Consider the following 15,824-nt stretch of genomic DNA (forward strand, 5'->3'; position numbering starts at 1 on the left):
GGGGAGTGGTCAGGTCTTTCCGAAGCCCCCGCGGAGGAAATCGCTCAGCGGCTGGTCGAGCCCCTCGAGGGCGGTCGCCTCGGGGCAGGCAAACGTGAGCGCGCCGCCGGACGCGCCCCGGACGAGTTCGCCGTCGTGCGCCCACCACGCACCTACCCGCACCCCGCCGGCGACCACCTCCCACCGCTCAGCACGGAGGCTGCGTCCTTGGGGAAGGTCGATCGTTTCGACACGGCGGCGGTGCACCTCCGCGGGCGCTGCGGGCGCGGCGGGATTGGCCTCATCGACGCGTCGGAAGGTTCCTGTCTCCCGCCCGCTGCGCACAAGGCGCTCGACGAGGAGGTACTCGCCGCTCGCAGGCAGGGTGTCGACCCCGTGCTCGGAATCGTCCCGCCACGCACCGCTCCGCAGACCGCCCGGCTCCTGCCCGTACCGGAATCCGCTCCAAGTATCACCGTTGCGGCTCAGCCGCACGATGGACTCGCAGGTGAAAGGCGAGCCGACGCCGTCGTCGAACGCTACGCGCGTGATGAGGAGGGTGCCATCGAAGCACCGGAAGACGGCGCCCCGCCGCGTTCCGCCAACCCAGAAGCTCTCCCACCGCTCCCACGCCGACTGCACCCTGCCTCCTCCGGCCCTCTAGGCCACAGCCTCCGAGACTACCGGACGTCCGGCCTTGCAGCTCACACTTCATGGAAGCGGCCCGCGGTCAGGACGAGACCGCGGTCAGCTTGCCGGCGCGCCCAGGTGAGGGCGTGAGTCGAGAGCACGACGGCGGCTCCTCCTTCCGCTGCGCGCCGCACCGCGGCTTCGAGCCGCGCGAGCCCGAAGCGGTCAAGGCCAACGGTCGGTTCGTCGAGGAGCAGGACGCGCGGACGCCGCGCAAGCACCGTTGCGAGGGCGAGGAGCCGTTGCTCGGACATCGAGAGCTCGTAAGGGTGTGCGTCCGCGTGACGAATGAGGCCGACGGACTCGAGCGCGGCGAGCGCTCGAGTCCGAGCCTCGCCTCGGGAAGCTCCAAGGAAACCTCTTCGCCCGGAGAGCCCGAACGCAACCTCACGGACGGCGGTGCGCTCGAAGAGCTGGTCGCGCGGTTCTTGGAACAGGGTGCCGACGGTTCCCGCAACGCGGCCTGCGGGCTCGGCAAGGATGTCAACGCCCTCGATGCGGACCACGCCTCGCTGGGGCCTGAGGAGGCCCGCGAGATGCCTCAGGGACGTGGACTTGCCAGCTCCGTTCGGTCCGGTGAGAGCAACCACCTCGCCCGGGAGGACTGCCAAGCTGGCCTCATCGAGCACCCGTGTGCCGGGCGCGAACGCATGACGGCGCCGACCGGCGCGCCCCGCCTCGGGGTACGCGAACGTCACGCGGTCAAGTTCGGCGAGCGGTGTGGAAGCCGCGAGGCCCTCGCCCACGGACCGCGGGTTTTCCGCAGTGCCGGAATCGTCGCGCAGCACTCCAGAGGCGGCGAATGCGGCATCGGCTTCCACCTCGGCCCGTGGCCCTTCCGCGGCCACGGCGCCTCCTTCGAGCAGCAACCAACGCTCGGCCGCTCGCGCAATCGGGTCCGCCGCCGCTGTGAAGACAACCACTGCCGCCCCGGAGGCCCGAAGCGCGCCAATGAGCCGCGACAGGGCAGCGAAGCCCTCGGCGTCAAGGGAAGCACTTGGCTCATCGAGCAATACGACGCCCGGTCGCCCGACGAGCGCGCACGCGATGGCGAGGCGCCTTTGCTCTCCCCCAGAGAGCCGGCCGGGGTCCCGCTGCAGGAACTCGCCGAGTCCGACGGCGCGCGCTGCCGAGTCGACCTGCTCGAGCATCTCGGCCCGGGGCGTGCCGCGCTGCTCGAGCGCAAACGCGAGTTCCTCCCCCACCGTGGCGGCCGCCCCCGTCAAGAGGTCCGCCGCGCGCTGCGGCACGTATGCCACGTGCTGTCCCCATGCCCCGAGTCGCAGCCGCGGATCTTCCGGTGAGCCGTGGAAGTCGAGCCGCTCGGCCGCTCCGCCACGGGCCAACTCGAGCGTGCCGTTGAGCCGGCCGTGGCCACCCGCGAGTGCCCAGCCCGCGAGCACCTTCGCAAGCATCGACTTGCCGCTGCCCGAGGCGCCGAGGACGGCTGTCAGCGAGCCGGGGACGAGCTCAAGTCGCACGTCTCGCAACAGGGGCTTGCCGCCGTCGTCGTACGTGAAGCTGCGGACGTGAGCCGCCAAGACGAAGCCGCTCACCGCGCTGCCCCGGTCAGGACGCCGGCGACGGCGGGAACGACGACGGACGCCACAAGGACGACGCTCGCGCTGGCCAGAGTCCAACGAAGGACCCGCTGCGTGCGCGAGTCTGGCTCATCCACGTACGAGGTGCGTCGGCCAGGAAGCGCGTATCCCCTTGCCTCCAGGGCGGCAGCGCGCTCCCCCGCCTCGTCGACTAGTTGCAGGACAAGAGGCACGACCTGCATGCGTGCGGCGAGCAATCGCCCCGCGGGGCCATTCCGTACGACCAATCCCCGGGCTTCCTGGGCCTCTCGGATCCGCTGAAGCCGCTCGGCGACGGTCGCTGCGAGTCCGAGCGCAGAAGCGAGAACGTAGCCGAGCTGCGCTGGCGCGCCTCTGCGGACGAGGGCGGCACGCAGGGTGGGGACGCTGACCCACAGCGAGAAGGCCAGCATGACGACGACGAGCGATGCCGTGCGGAGGACGAAGGCCCCTGCGTAGGTGAGCCCCTCCGACGTCACGCGCGCGGGACCGAACGCGAGGAGGACGGTGCGGCCTTCGGGGAAGAACAGCCCATGGATTACGAGCGCCCAGAGGGCAAAAGGGACGACGACGATCGAAGCCGCCGCGACGACCCGCCGCAGGATTCCGCCCATCGCGGCAGCCAAGAGAGCCGCGGCGAGCACGGCGGCCCATACGCCCCACGAGGCCCACGCGAGGCACGCGACCGCCCCTGACCCGGCGAGCACGAGCCCGGTGAGGGGATTGAGGCGGCCCGTTCTCGCGCTCGTGGTGAATGCGTGGTCAGCCAGGCCGGTTTCGGGGCGGCTCACCTCATGCGGCCGGGGCAGCCTCGCCGTCCGCGTGCCGGGCGGCGGTCTGCTTGGCTCCCGCGAGCACCCGGTGGCGCCTCACGAACTCGAAGCGCTGGGTGCTGCGGCGCGGCAGGGCGTAGGCGAGCGCGGCGGCGACCGAGAAAGTCACGAGCTTGTCCGGGAGATCGGAGGTGAAGGCTCCCGTCGTCACCGACTGGACGAGGTTCTGGCCCGCCGCGCGGAAGAGCGCGATGACGGCACCCGTGGCGCCCGTAGCGGTTCCGCCGAAGACGATGACGGCGATAGGGGCCGCGATGGCCGCCGCGACAAAGCCCGTGATGAGCCCCGCGACCGGCACGAGGTAGAAGCGTCGAACGACGCCGAGCCGCGCCGCGAGGCCGGCGAGGGCGCCGATCGCGGCCGCTCCCGCGGCGAACGGGAGCACGGTGGGATTGAAGAACGACCAGACGAGCGTGCTCAGCAGCCCCGTTGCGGCGCCCGCAGCCGAACCCGCGAGGAAGCCGACGAGCACCGTTCCGATCGAGTCGAGGTAGATCGGGATGAGGGTGCTGCCGACGAACTGGCCGAGCACGATGTTGAGCACGAGCGCGACGGGGATGAGCGCAAGCGTGGTGGTCGGCAGGGACGGGAGGATGCCGGCGAAGAGCAGCACCATGGCGATGCCGAAGCCGGTGAGCGCGACAAGTGCCCCTGCCGCCGTCGGGCCGTTGGCGACGTCGGCGGGCTGGGACACGATGAGGAAGGCGTAGGTCGCGGCGACGGCCACGGCGCCGAGGACGGTGAGCGTGGTCCTCAGGGGCGAGCGGCGTGGCGCCTCGACCGTCAGGGGATGCGACATGGGGGCGCGTTCCTTCGGTTGGGAGTTGCTGGATGATTGATTCGCCTATGTCACCTCGGCGATCCCGCCTGCACGGGAACCCTCAAAAGTCTAGCCCAGCCGCGAGCCCAGCCACCGCCGTCACGAGCTCCTCGAACGCCTCGTCCGGCTGGTTGCCCCACACGATCCGCGCGTTCGGTGGCTCGCCCCACAGGCCCCTGTAGTCCGCGATGGTCGTGCCGAGGAGCCGTGGGGCGCTGGTCTCGACATGGACCGTGGCCGTCCGGGTCGAGAAATTGGCAGTCCCAGCCGCGACGCTCGCTGCGAAGTAGTCGTGGACGTGGGCAACGTAGCCCTGGTCGTAGTCCCGATGGAACTCGAAGTAGAACCGGAGCATGTCGCTCAGATGGCGCACGAGCGGATTCGAGGCCCGGCTTCGCAGTCCCAAGGCGTGCCCCGGATCCACCAGTTCGGGCTCCGCGCATCCAGCAGCCCTCGCCAGCGCTGCAACATGCTCCGGCCGCATCTCGATGCGCTCGGTCGTCTCGAGAGCGCACACGATCGGCAATCGCTCCTCAGGCTGCCCGGCGAAGGCCCTGAACACTTCGGCGGCGGCCTCGGGGTCGACGTGGGTGTTCCACTCGGCTGTGGGCGTCGTGTTGCCTTGGTAGTAGTAGGCGCCGCCCATGATGACGACGCCGCGCAGGAGTTCCGGGAGCTTGGGCTCGGCGCGAAGGGCGAGAGCGAAGTTCGTCAGGGGCGCCGTCAGGAGCGCTGTGAGCTCTCCTGGACGGGCGCGAGCAGCTTCTACCCATAGCTCGACGGCGTCGCGTTGCTCGGTGCCGCGGCTCGGCACCGGTAGCTCCGCGTAGCCGATGCCTTGGGGACCGTGCGTTTCAGGGGTCGTGACGAGGGGGATGCCCAGAGGCGCTCGCGCGCCGATGGCAACCGGAACGTCCGACCGCCCGCAGAGGTCGAGTAGCGCGAGGTTGTTCCGTGCCACCTGCTCAGCGTCGACATTCCCCGGGGTGCTGGTCAAGCCGACGAGTTCGACGTGTGGCTGGCTGCACAGGTAGACGAGCGCTAGCGCGTCGTCGATGCCCGTGTCGCAGTCCATGAGGATGGACACGGGCTCCCGACGCGCATCGTGCATCACGGGGCGGGATGCGTCATGCATTGGTGCTTGGGTGCCTGCCGCCCTTAGAAGAGCGCGACCTTCGGCGTGCGCGGGAAGATCTCGTCGAGTTCCGCGAGGTCCTCGGCACTCGGCTGCCAGGAGGCGGCCTCGGCGTTCTCGCGGATCTGATCGGGCTTGGTCGCGCCGGCGATCACGCTCGCGACCGACGGCTGGGCTGCGAGCCAGGAGAACGCGACCTGGAGTTCAGTGAGCCCTCGTTCCTCGGCAAACGCGGAGAACCTGTCGAGCTGGTCCCAGTCCGCGTCGTGGACGAGATTGGTCCGAGTGTGCGAGAGCCGCGAGCCCTCGGGCGCGCTGCCGCGTGAGTACTTGCCCGTAAGCAGGCCGTTCGCGAGCGGGAAGTAGGGCAGCACCCCGAGGCCATAGGCCTCCGCCGCCTGCGTCACCTCGAGCTCAGCGCGGCGGTCAAGGAGGTTGTAGTGGTTCTGGCTGGACACGAAGGGGGTGTAGCCGCCGATGCGAGCGGCGAACTCGGCCTCGGCGATCTGCCAGCCGGCGCGGTTCGAGTGGCCGATGTACCGGACCTTCCCCTCGTGCACGAGGTCGTCGAGCGCCGAGAGCGTCTCCTCGATCGGCGTCTCCGGGTCCGGGGTGTGGAACTGGTAAAGGTCGATCCAGTCCGTGTCGAGCCGTCGAAGGGACGCCTCGACAGCCTGCTTGATGTAGCGCCGCGAGCCACGGGCCCCGAAGTCCTTGCCGTTCGCACCGTGCATGTCCATGCCGAACTTGGTGGCGACGACGACGTCGTCCCGCTTTCCCTTGAGCGCCCGACCGAGCATCTCCTCGCTCAGCCCAGGCGTCTTGCCATACACGTCAGCGACGTCGAACAGCGTGATGCCAGCGTCGACGGCAGCGTGAACCACCGCGTCGGTGCCCTCCTGCGTCTCGGTCGGAGTGTTGGCACGGCCCAGGTTGTTGCAACCCAGACCGACGGTAGAGACGGTGAGGCCCGAACGGCCAAGACGGCGGTAGTCAGTCATAGCGCCAGCCTACTCGTGCCGGGTCACACGACCGCCAGCTGGGAAGACGCCGTCCGGAGCTTGCGAGACGGCATTTGAGCTAGAGCGAGAAGCTGCGGATTCCGGCGGGAGCGTGCTTGAGCTTGAACTCCTCGGGGGCATCCGCCTTCGCAACGGCGATCGAGAGCTTGGTGAAGTCGCTCGTGTTCTCACGCAGGCAGGTCTTGATGGCCGCCACGGCCTTCCCAGCGTCGACCGTGCGCATGAAAATCGTCAGGCGTCCCGACTCGATCGCGCTCTCCTCGACCGTCCCGAGTCCCCGCCACGCAAGGTGCCCGGTGAGCGCGCGCACCGCCTGCCGCTCAAGGAAGCGGTCGCGTTCCGTCCCCGCCTGGCTCTTGAGGGCGAACTGAGCCGCGACGCGGTCCTGCTCCGCCTCGGGGACCTCCGCGAAGCCGTCTTCCTCGCACTGGGTCGCGAAGGCGGCGAGAAGACTCTCGGCCGCGGCAGCGTCGACGTCGTTCGTTTCCTGGGTCGTCGAGACGTGACCCACGACGCCGTGGTTCACGACGAACTGGGCGGCCTCGTCGTCGTGCCATGCCTCCCGGAATTCGAGCGTGCCGTCGTCCCGGGTGCGGTAGACGCGCAGGAAACTCATGTGAAGTCCTTTCTTCCTTGGGCGAGCCATACGTCGGCGATTCCGCTGAACGGTCCCAGACGATCGTGCACGAGCTCGACAAGCTGCGCACACTGGGCTCTCACTGCCCGGACGAGCTCGTCCGGGTAGGCCATGCTCGCACGGTGCTCCTCGAACTCGTCCTCGTCGTCGACGAACACGCCCCGGCCGGCGGCACGGATCACGTCGAGGTCCATGTCGATCATGTGAAACTCAACGGTCCCGTCGGGGTCCTGTCGGATCCGCCGCCAGGAGAGGTCCCACGCGAGATCCACGTAGACGCGGAACTCGCCGGGGTTGAAGTCGTCGTAGAACGTCGCGGCGTAGCCTCCGTCGCGCGGTACAAGCAGCACGGCGTCTGTGAGCGTGTAGAGCGCCATGCCCGGCCGCGAGATGAATTCCCCGCGCCCCTGGTACATCCACCAGCCGTGTTCGTCCTCGCCGAGGTGGACTCCGGGAACAACCCAGTGCGCCCCGCCGTCCCACTTGCGGTTGCGGGCGACGACGAGATCACCCGGGCGCGGAAGGTCCGCTGGGCTGTGGTCCGCGAAGGGGGCGGCTGACCCGAGGGTCACAGCTTGGGAAGGCTGCCGGTTGCTGGCGCCGGCTGCCCCGGCAGGGGGCGTGCGAACGGCACCTTCATGCCGAGAACCTGGGCGACGACGTCGTGCGCGATCTGCTGGGCAGTCAGGCCGACCTGGGCGAGGACCTCGGATCGTGTTCCGTGGTCGAGGAACTCGACGGGCAGGCCGACCTCGTTGAGCGCTGTGTCGACGCCGACGGCCCTCATCTCCTGCCGGATCCGCGATCCGACTCCGCCGGCCCGCACGCCGTCCTCGAGGCACACGACGATCCGGTGCTGCGCAGCCAAGCGGATGACGCTCTTCGGCACCGGCAGGACCCACCGCGGGTCCACGACCGTCGAACTGATCCCCTGGTGGTCGAGCCGCTCGGCGACGTCGAGCGCGAGATCGCTCATGGCGCCGACCGCGACGAGGAGCACATCGCCGCCCTTGCCTCGCTTGGTCCCGGTGCGGCGCAGCACGTCGACGCCGTCAGCGAGGCGCTCGACGGCTTCGGTCTCCGGCCCGACGCTCCCCTTCGAGAACCGCACGACGGTCGGCGCGTCGGAGACGGCGATCGCTTCCCGCAACTCCTCCCGAAGCCTCGTGGCGTCCCGCGGCGCAGCGAGGTGAAGGCCGGGGACGCTCTGGACGAGAGCCATATCCCACTGGCCGTGATGGCTGGCGCCGTCTGGGCCGGTGACCCCTGCGCGATCCAGCACGATGGTCACTCCCGCCTTGTGGAGGGCGACGTCCATGAGCAGTTGGTCGAACGCCCGGTTGAGGAAGGTCGAGTACACGGCCACGACCGGGTGGAGGCCGCCGAAGGCCATGCCCGCAGCGCTCGTCATGGCGTGCTGCTCGGCGATGCCGACGTCAAACACGCGGTCGGGGTGCCGCTCGGCGAACTTGTGCAGGCCCACCGGGATGAGCATTGCCCCGGTGATGCCGACGACGTCGGGCCGCTCGTCCGCGATCGCGGCGATCTCGTCAGCGAACACGCTCGTCCAGGACGCGGCGCCGGCTGACGCCAGGGGCACGCCCGTCAGAGGATCGATGACGCCGACCGCGTGGAACTGGTCCGCCTCGTCCGCCCGCGCGGGCGCATAGCCGCGGCCCTTCTCGGTCATAGCGTGGACGATCACGGGCCCGGCGAAGTGCTTCGCCGCAGTGAGGGCATTCTCGAGGGCCCTCTCGTCATGCCCGTCGACCGGGCCGAGATACTTGAGGCCGAGGTCTTCGAACATGCCCTGCGGTGCCCACCAGTCCTTGACGCCCTTCTTGGCGGCGTGCAGGCCCTTGTAGGTGAAGCGGCCCATGGGGCCGCCCTCTTGCAGGCGCTTCTTCCAGAAGGCGAGGGTGCCCTCGTACGCGGGGGCTGCCCGGACGGCGTCGATGGCGGGGCGAAGGGACGCGAGGTAGTCGGCGAAGCCACCCACGGTGGGCGCGTACGAGCGTCCGTTGTCATTGACGACGATCACGAGCCGGCGGTCCTTGTCGGCCGCGATGTTGTTGAGCGCCTCCCAGGCCATGCCGCCCGTGAGGGCGCCGTCGCCCACGACGACGACCGTGTGGCGGTCGCCATGGCCGGTCAGCTTGTGGGCTTTGGAGATGCCGTCCGCCCAAGAGAGGGACGACGACGCATGCGAGGACTCGACGATGTCGTGTTCACTCTCGGCTCGCGACGGGTAGCCGGAGAGGCCCCCCTGCTGGCGGAGCGACGAGAAGTCCTGCCTGCCGGTGATGAGCTTGTGGACATAGGACTGGTGCCCCGTGTCGAAGATGATGCTGTCCCGCGGCGAATCGAAGACCCGGTGGAGCGCGAGCGTGAGCTCGACCACCCCCAGATTCGGACCCAGATGTCCCCCGGTCTGTGCAACATTGCGGATGAGGAAGCGACGGATCTCGTCGGCCAAATCCGTCAGCTCCTGGGAGGTGAGGCGGTCGAGGTCTTTCGGTCCGCGGATGCTCTCCAGAATGCCCAAGGGCTACTCCTTGCTCGAAAACTGCTCAACCCACTGTAGCCCCTTCCCCAGCGGGACCCCGGTTCACTCCGAAACGCCCGAGGGCCCCCACAGCCGTGGGGGCCCTCGGGGTCATGCGGAGGCTGGAGCCTCAACAGTGATGTGTCGAGTGCGTCAGTTCGCGGAGATCTGGCGCAGCACGTACTGCAGGATCCCGCCGTTGCGGTAGTAGTCAGCCTCGCCTGGCGTGTCGATGCGCACGACGGCGTCGAAGGACTTGGTGCCGCCGTCCTCGGCCGTAGCAGTCACCTTGACGGTCTGCGGCGTCGTGCCTTCGTTGAGTCCGGTGATGCCCTCGATGGAGTACACCTCGTTGCCCGTGAGGCCGAGGGTCGCCGCGGACTCGCCCTCAGGGAACTGGAGCGGAAGGACGCCCATACCGATGAGGTTCGAGCGGTGGATCCGCTCGTAGCTCTCGGCGATGACGGCCTTGACTCCGAGGAGCGCGGTGCCCTTCGCCGCCCAGTCGCGCGACGAGCCCGAGCCGTACTCCTTGCCAGCAAGGACGACAAGCGGGGTGCCGGCCTTCTCGTAGTTCACCGCGGCGTCGTAGACGTAGGCCTGCGGGGCGCCGTCCTGCGTGAAGTCCTTCGTGAAGCCGCCCTCGACGCCATCGAGGAGCTGGTTCTTGATGCGGATGTTCGCGAAGGTGCCACGGATCATGACCTCGTGGTTTCCACGACGCGAGCCGTAGGAGTTGAAGTCCTTCCGTTCCACGCCATGCGAGAGCAGGTACTGGCCCGCGGGGGTGTCCGACTTGAACGAGCCGGCCGGCGAGATGTGGTCGGTCGTGACCGAGTCGCCGAGCTTGAGGAGCACCCGAGCGCCCTCAATATCCGAGACCGGCTCCGGCTGCGCCTTCATGCCCTCGAAGTACGGGGGCTTCCGAACGTAGGTCGAATCGTCGCTCCACTCGAACGTCGAGCCCGTCGGCGTCGGCAGGGACTGCCACCGCTCGTCGCCGTCGAAGATCGTCGCGTAGGACTTCGTGAACATGTCCTGGTCGATCGAGGCGTCCATGACCTGCTGGACCTCGGTCGGGTTCGGCCAGATGTCCTTGAGGAAGACATCGTTTCCGTCTTGGTCCTGGCCGAGGGGCTCCGACTCGAAGTCGAAGTCCATCGTGCCGGCGAGGGCGTAGGCGATGACGAGCGGCGGCGACGCGAGGTAGTTCATCTTGACGTCGGGGTTGATACGGCCCTCGAAGTTGCGGTTGCCCGAGAGCACCGACGTCACGGAGAGATCGTTGGCCTGCACGGCCTCCGAGATCTCGGTCTCGAGGGGGCCCGAGTTGCCGATGCAGGTCGTGCAGCCGTAGCCGACCGTGAAGAAGCCCAGCTTCTCGAGGTAGGGCACGAGTCCCGACTTCTCGTAGTAGTCGGTGACAACCTTCGAGCCGGGCGCCACAGAGGTCTTGACCCAGGGCTTGGAGGTGAGGCCCTTCTCGACCGCGTTGCGCGCGAGAATGGCGGCGGCGAGCATGACCGAGGGGTTCGACGTGTTGGTGCAGGATGTGATCGAGGCGATCGAGACCGCACCGTGGTCGAGCTCGAACTCCCGGCCGTCGTCCATCTTCACGTGCACGGGCTGCGAGGGGCGGCCGAAGGCACCGCTCGCCGCAGACTCCACCGGGTTGGCGAGCCGGGCAGTGTCCTGCACGTGGCTGTCGGCCTGAGTGGTCGACGGGGAGTCCGACGCTGGGAAGGACTCGTCGATTGTCTCGTCGACGGTGCCGTCCACCGGGTGGCCATTCCCGACCTCGACGTAGTTGTGCAGGTCCTTGCGGAACTGCTCCTTCGCATCCGAGAGTTCGATGCGGTCCTGAGGCCGCTTCGGTCCGGAGATCGACGGGACGACAGTCGAGAGGTCGAGCTCGAGGTACTCGGAGAAGCGGGGCTCGCGCGAGGGATCGTGCCAGAGGCCCTGCTCCTTCGCGTACGCCTCGACGAGCGCGATGTTCTCCTCCGGCCGGCCGGTCAGGCGCAGGTAGTCGAGCGTGACCTGGTCGATCGGGAAGATCGCGGCGGTCGAGCCGAACTCGGGGCTCATGTTGCCGATCGTCGCACGGTTGGCGAGCGGAACCTCGGCCACGCCCTCGCCGTAGAACTCTACGAACTTGCCGACAACGCCGTGCTTGCGGAGCATCTCCGTGATCGTGAGAACGACGTCCGTCGCCGTCGCGCCCGCGGGGATCGAGCCCGAGAGCTTGAAGCCGACGACGCGCGGGATGAGCATCGAGACGGGCTGGCCGAGCATGGCCGCCTCAGCCTCGATGCCGCCGACGCCCCAGCCGAGGACGCCGAGGCCGTTGACCATGGTGGTGTGCGAGTCGGTGCCCACGAGGGTGTCGGGGTAGGCGCGGAGGACCTTGCCCTCGGGCGTCTCGACCTCGCGGGTCATGACGGTACGGGCGAGGTACTCGATGTTGACCTGGTGCACGATGCCCATGCCAGGCGGAACGACCTTGAAGTCTTCGAAGGCAGTCTGGCCCCAGCGGAGGAACTGGTACCGCTCGCCGTTGCGCTGGTACTCGATCTCCATATTCCGCTCGATCGCGCCCGCGTTGCCGAAGACGTCGATCTGGACGGAGTGGTCGATGACGAGCTCGGCCGGAGCGAGCGGGTTGACGCGCTCGGGGTCACCGCCGAGGTCCTTGACCGCCTCGCGCATGGTCGCGAGGTCGACGACGCAGGGCACGCCCGTGAAGTCCTGCATGATCACTCGGGCCGGGGTGAACTGGATTTCCGTGCTCGGCTGGGCATTCTGATCCCAGCCGGCCAGGGCGCGAACGTGGTCCGCGGTGATGTTGGCACCGTCCTCGGTGCGGAGAAGGTTCTCGAGCAGAACCTTGAGGCTGAACGGGAGGGACTCCGAGCCCTCAACCGCACTCAGCCGATAAATTTCATATTCAGTGCCACCGACGTTCAGTACGCCTTTGGATCCGAAGCTGTCCACAGTGCTCAATGCACCACTCCTCTCGCAACATTGCCATCTTTGCCGCGCGCAGGGACGGTTGCTAGTTAGGCAAGCCTAAGCTAGCTTGCGTCCGACGCGGACGGGCTTTCGGCGCCAAGGCCATCCTAGTTCCGGGACCTGCGCCAAGCGACGGGAGCTGCGGGGGCGCTTACGAGCGGGCTTCAACAGCGCGACCGTCTGCCCTCTCCCCCACCCTGATCAGATTGGCTACGAGCCGGGCTTCAACAGGGCGACCATTTCAACGTGGTGCGTCTGCGGATACAAATCCAACCCCCGCACCCACTCGAGGCTCCAGCCCGCCTCGAGGAGCCAGCCGAGGTCGCGGGCGAAGGAAGCCGGATCGCATGCCACGTAGGCGACGGCCCGGGGCGCGGCTGCCACGAGCTGTCGCACCACCTCGCGACCCGCGCCAGCACGGGGCGGGTCCAGGACCACGGCGTCCAGCCGCTGTCCCGCGCGCTGGCGCAGCACTCGCTCAACCCGGCCTTGGACGACGTCGACCTGCCGCTGTCGCTTGAACGTGCGCCGCGCGTCGCGGCTCGTCCCAGGAGAGCCCTCGACGGAGAGGACGGAACCCGATGCGCCGACACGCGCCGCTAGTGGTGCCGTGAAGAGGCCAGCACCGGCATAGAGATCGGCGACGGCCGCGCCCTCGACGAGTTCCGGTCCCACGGCGTCGAGCACCGCGGCCATGAGGGTCTCGGGTGCGCGACGGTGGATCTGCCAGAAGCCCTCGCCCGTGACCGTGTAGTGGTAGCCGTCGGCTTGCTCTGCAACCGAGCCCCGGCCTCGGAGCGTGAGCGGGGCGCCGCCGTTGGCCGAAACGACGCTCACAGAGGCTGCGTCGCCCACGGCCTCGGCGAGCGCGCTCAAGCGCGCCGACCCGAGGTCCTCGGCGAGGGTGAAGACAACGAGCGGGGTCTCGCCCGACGCCGGAGCCGCGACCTCGACGCGCTCGACTCCGGCGAGGTCCACGTCCCACAGGCCCAGGCGCTCGATCTCCTCGACGGCGAGCGGCATGTCCCTGATGGGTACGACAGTGTCCGAACGGTGGGCATGCATCGCGAGGCGGCCCCCGGCGTCGACCGCGAAGCTGCAGCGGGTGCGCCAGTGGAGCCCATCTCTGGGGGACACCGCGCCGTCGGCCGTCCGCTGCGTGGGAACCTCCTCGACCTCGACGTCGAGCGTGATGTGCGCGATCCGTGACAGCTGCTCGCTTACGACGGCGGCCTTGAGCCGCCGCTGCTCGGCGAGGCTGATATGCCCGAATTCGGCACCGCCGACCGGGACGCTCCCCTTGGCATACGCGGCGAGGGAGTCCGCCGGCGCCCACACGTGCGGACGGCGTTCGGGTGAGCCTTCGAGGACTTCGACGACGTCGCCGCGCCAGAACCTCCGCTCGGGCTCGGTGTCGGTCAGCCGTACGCGCACGAGCTCGCCCGGGAGCCCGTGGCGTACGAAGACAACGCGCCCCTCGTGACGCGCGACCGTGTGCCCGCCGTGTGCGATCGGGCCGAGCCGAAGTTCGAGATCGTTCACAGTTCCTGCAGCCTCCGCGCCGTCTCGGACGACTTGAGCTGCCACGGGACGCTCGCGACCATGACGCCGGGTTCGAAGTGGAGCCTCGCCTTGATGCGAAGCGCTGTCTGATTGTGCACGAGCTGCTCCCACCACTTCCCGACGACGTATTCGGGGATGTAGACGACGATGAGGTCCCGCGGCGATTCCCGCCGCATGCTGTCGATGTACTCGAGCAGCGGTGTCACCGTCTCGCGGTACGGACTCGCGAGGACCGTCAGCGGCACCGGGATGTCGAGCTTCTCCCAGTCCGCGACAGTCTGCGCTGTCTCCTCGGGGCTGATATCCACCGTGACTGCATCGAGGCGGGACGGACGCGACGCGCGGGCGTAGGCGAGGGCGCGCAGCACGGGCTTGCGGACGTGCGAGACGAGAAGGACGGCGTGGACACGGCTCGGCAGGGCACGAGCGGACGAATCATCACCGACGGCGAGTTCCCGGGCCACCTTGTCGTAATGCGCGCGGATGCTCCACATGACGAGGAACAGGACGATCATCGCGAGGATCGCGATCCAGGCGCCATGCTCGAACTTCGTGATGAGCACGATGATGAGGACGGTCGCCGTCATGCCGAAGCCGATCGAGTTGACGACGCGGGAACGCCGCATGCCCAGGCGCACCGATCGGTCCTTGACCCGCCTGAGCTCCCGCGTCCAATGTCGGATCATTCCGAACTGGCTCGCGGTGAAGGACACGAAGACGCCCACGATGTACAGCTGGATGAGGCGCGTGACGTCTGCGTTGAACGAGACGATGAGGACAAGAGCCCCCGTTGCGAGCAGGATGACGCCGTTGCTGAACGCGAGCCGGTCGCCCCGTGTGCGGAGCTGGCGGGGCAGGTAGCCGTCCTGAGCGAGGATCGAGGCGAGGATCGGGAAGCCGTTGAAGGCCGTGTTCGACGCGAACACGAGGATCACGCCCGTCGCAGCAACGACGATGTAGAACGCGATGCTCCCATTTCCGAACACCGCGTCCGCGATCTGGCTGATCACGGGTGACTGCACGTAGCTCGAAGGAAGGAGCTGCCCATTGAGGGTGAGCTCGCTCGAGGGGTCCTGCGCCATGTGGACGTGGGTCGCGCTGGCGAGGAAGAGGATGCCTGCGAGCATGCTCGCGGCGACGATGCCAAGGAGCAGGAGGGTGCGAGCAGCGTTCGCACTCTTCGGCGGCCTGAAGTTCGGGACGCCGTTGCTGATCGCCTCGACGCCGGTGAGCGCCGCGGCGCCCGAGGAGAACGCACGGAGCAGGAGGAATCCGCCTGCCAGCCCGACGAGGCCCTGGCTGAACTCGGCGCTCGGAACGATCGCGAAGGCAGCACTGACGGACTGGTGCAGGTTGCCCGTGAGGAACTGGACGAGGCCCACGAGAGTCATGCCGATGATCGAGAGCATGAAGATGTACGTCGGGGCCGCGAAGACCGTGCCGGCCTCCTTGACGCCGCGCAGATTGACGAGCGCGAGGACGAGGACGCCGACGACGGCGATGAGCGCCTGCTGCCCTTGGAAGAACGGCACAGCGGTCGTCAGATAGTTCGCCGCGGAGGAGATCGACACGGCGACAGTGAGGACGTAGTCGACCAGGAGGGCGGACGCGACGGTGAGCCCCGCGAATCGGCCGAGGTTCGTCGTCGCGATCTCGTAGTCCCCGCCGCCCGAAGGGTAGGCGTGCACGTTCTGACGGTAGGAAGCGACCACGGTGAGCAGCACGAGCATGACGGCGATCCCCACCCACGGGGAGAGCGCGACCGAGCCGACGCCAGCCAAGGCCAACGTGAGGAGGATCTCGTCCGGCGCGTAGGCGACCGAGGAGAGGGCGTCGGAAGCGAAGATCGGCAGGGCGATCCGCTTCGGCAGGAGCGTATGGCTCAACCTGTCGTTGCGGAACGGACGCCCAACCAGCACCCGTTTCACGGCGTTGAATATCTGCAGCACGAAGACACGGTATGCGCTGGGCGCGGCAAGTCATAGTCCGTGGCCCCGCGGCGGGATAG

General features: G+C 68.5%; 12 protein-coding genes. All 12 read right to left on the reverse strand.

Annotated elements, in window-relative coordinates:
• Positions 1–9: 9 nt before the first annotated feature.
• The gene (locus L0M17_RS11330) at positions 10–621 is read right to left on the reverse strand and encodes a hypothetical protein (RefSeq protein ID WP_241054056.1); all 612 of its coding nucleotides are present in this window, start codon (positions 619–621) and stop codon (positions 10–12) included.
• 62 nt (positions 622–683) lie between these two features.
• Positions 684–2,225 carry an ABC transporter ATP-binding protein gene (locus tag L0M17_RS11335; protein ID WP_241054057.1) on the reverse strand — a complete coding sequence of 514 codons (1,542 nt, stop codon included), beginning with the start codon at positions 2,223–2,225 and terminating at the stop codon, positions 684–686.
• Positions 2,222–3,040 carry an energy-coupling factor transporter transmembrane component T family protein gene (locus L0M17_RS11340; RefSeq protein ID WP_241054058.1) on the reverse strand — a complete coding sequence of 273 codons (819 nt, stop codon included), beginning with the start codon at positions 3,038–3,040 and terminating at the stop codon, positions 2,222–2,224. Before L0M17_RS11340 ends, L0M17_RS11335 begins: the two co-directional genes overlap by 4 nt.
• A 1-nt stretch (position 3,041) precedes the next feature.
• On the reverse strand, positions 3,042–3,881 hold the full coding sequence (locus L0M17_RS11345) for an ECF transporter S component (RefSeq protein ID WP_241054059.1): 840 nt from the start codon (positions 3,879–3,881) through the stop codon (positions 3,042–3,044).
• Positions 3,882–3,963: 82 nt separating this feature from the next.
• Positions 3,964–5,037 carry a nucleoside hydrolase gene (locus L0M17_RS11350; protein WP_241054060.1) on the reverse strand — a complete coding sequence of 358 codons (1,074 nt, stop codon included), beginning with the start codon at positions 5,035–5,037 and terminating at the stop codon, positions 3,964–3,966.
• 23 nt (positions 5,038–5,060) lie between these two features.
• Positions 5,061–6,038 carry an aldo/keto reductase gene (locus tag L0M17_RS11355; protein ID WP_241054061.1) on the reverse strand — a complete coding sequence of 326 codons (978 nt, stop codon included), beginning with the start codon at positions 6,036–6,038 and terminating at the stop codon, positions 5,061–5,063.
• 79 nt (positions 6,039–6,117) lie between these two features.
• Positions 6,118–6,675 carry a hypothetical protein gene (locus tag L0M17_RS11360; RefSeq protein WP_241054062.1) on the reverse strand — a complete coding sequence of 186 codons (558 nt, stop codon included), beginning with the start codon at positions 6,673–6,675 and terminating at the stop codon, positions 6,118–6,120.
• Positions 6,672–7,268, reverse strand: a complete 597-nt coding sequence (locus tag L0M17_RS11365; protein WP_241054063.1) for a DUF402 domain-containing protein — start codon at positions 7,266–7,268, stop codon at positions 6,672–6,674. The genes L0M17_RS11360 and L0M17_RS11365 overlap by 4 nt, the downstream gene beginning before the upstream one ends.
• Complete coding sequence (gene dxs / locus L0M17_RS11370) at positions 7,265–9,241, reverse strand: 1-deoxy-D-xylulose-5-phosphate synthase (protein ID WP_241054064.1); 1,977 nt, start codon at positions 9,239–9,241, stop codon at positions 7,265–7,267. Before dxs ends, L0M17_RS11365 begins: the two co-directional genes overlap by 4 nt.
• Positions 9,242–9,394: 153 nt before the next feature.
• A complete protein-coding gene (locus tag L0M17_RS11375; protein WP_241054065.1) occupies positions 9,395–12,244 on the reverse strand; it encodes an aconitate hydratase in 2,850 nt (949 codons plus the stop codon).
• Positions 12,245–12,463: 219 nt separating this feature from the next.
• The gene (locus L0M17_RS11380) at positions 12,464–13,795 is read right to left on the reverse strand and encodes a class I SAM-dependent RNA methyltransferase (RefSeq protein WP_241054067.1); all 1,332 of its coding nucleotides are present in this window, start codon (positions 13,793–13,795) and stop codon (positions 12,464–12,466) included.
• On the reverse strand, positions 13,792–15,765 hold the full coding sequence (locus L0M17_RS11385; protein WP_241054068.1) for an APC family permease: 1,974 nt from the start codon (positions 15,763–15,765) through the stop codon (positions 13,792–13,794). Before L0M17_RS11385 ends, L0M17_RS11380 begins: the two co-directional genes overlap by 4 nt.
• Positions 15,766–15,824: the final 59 nt, after the last annotated feature.

Source organism: Sinomonas terrae (genome assembly GCF_022539255.1).
Lineage (GTDB): Bacteria > Actinomycetota > Actinomycetes > Actinomycetales > Micrococcaceae > Sinomonas > Sinomonas terrae.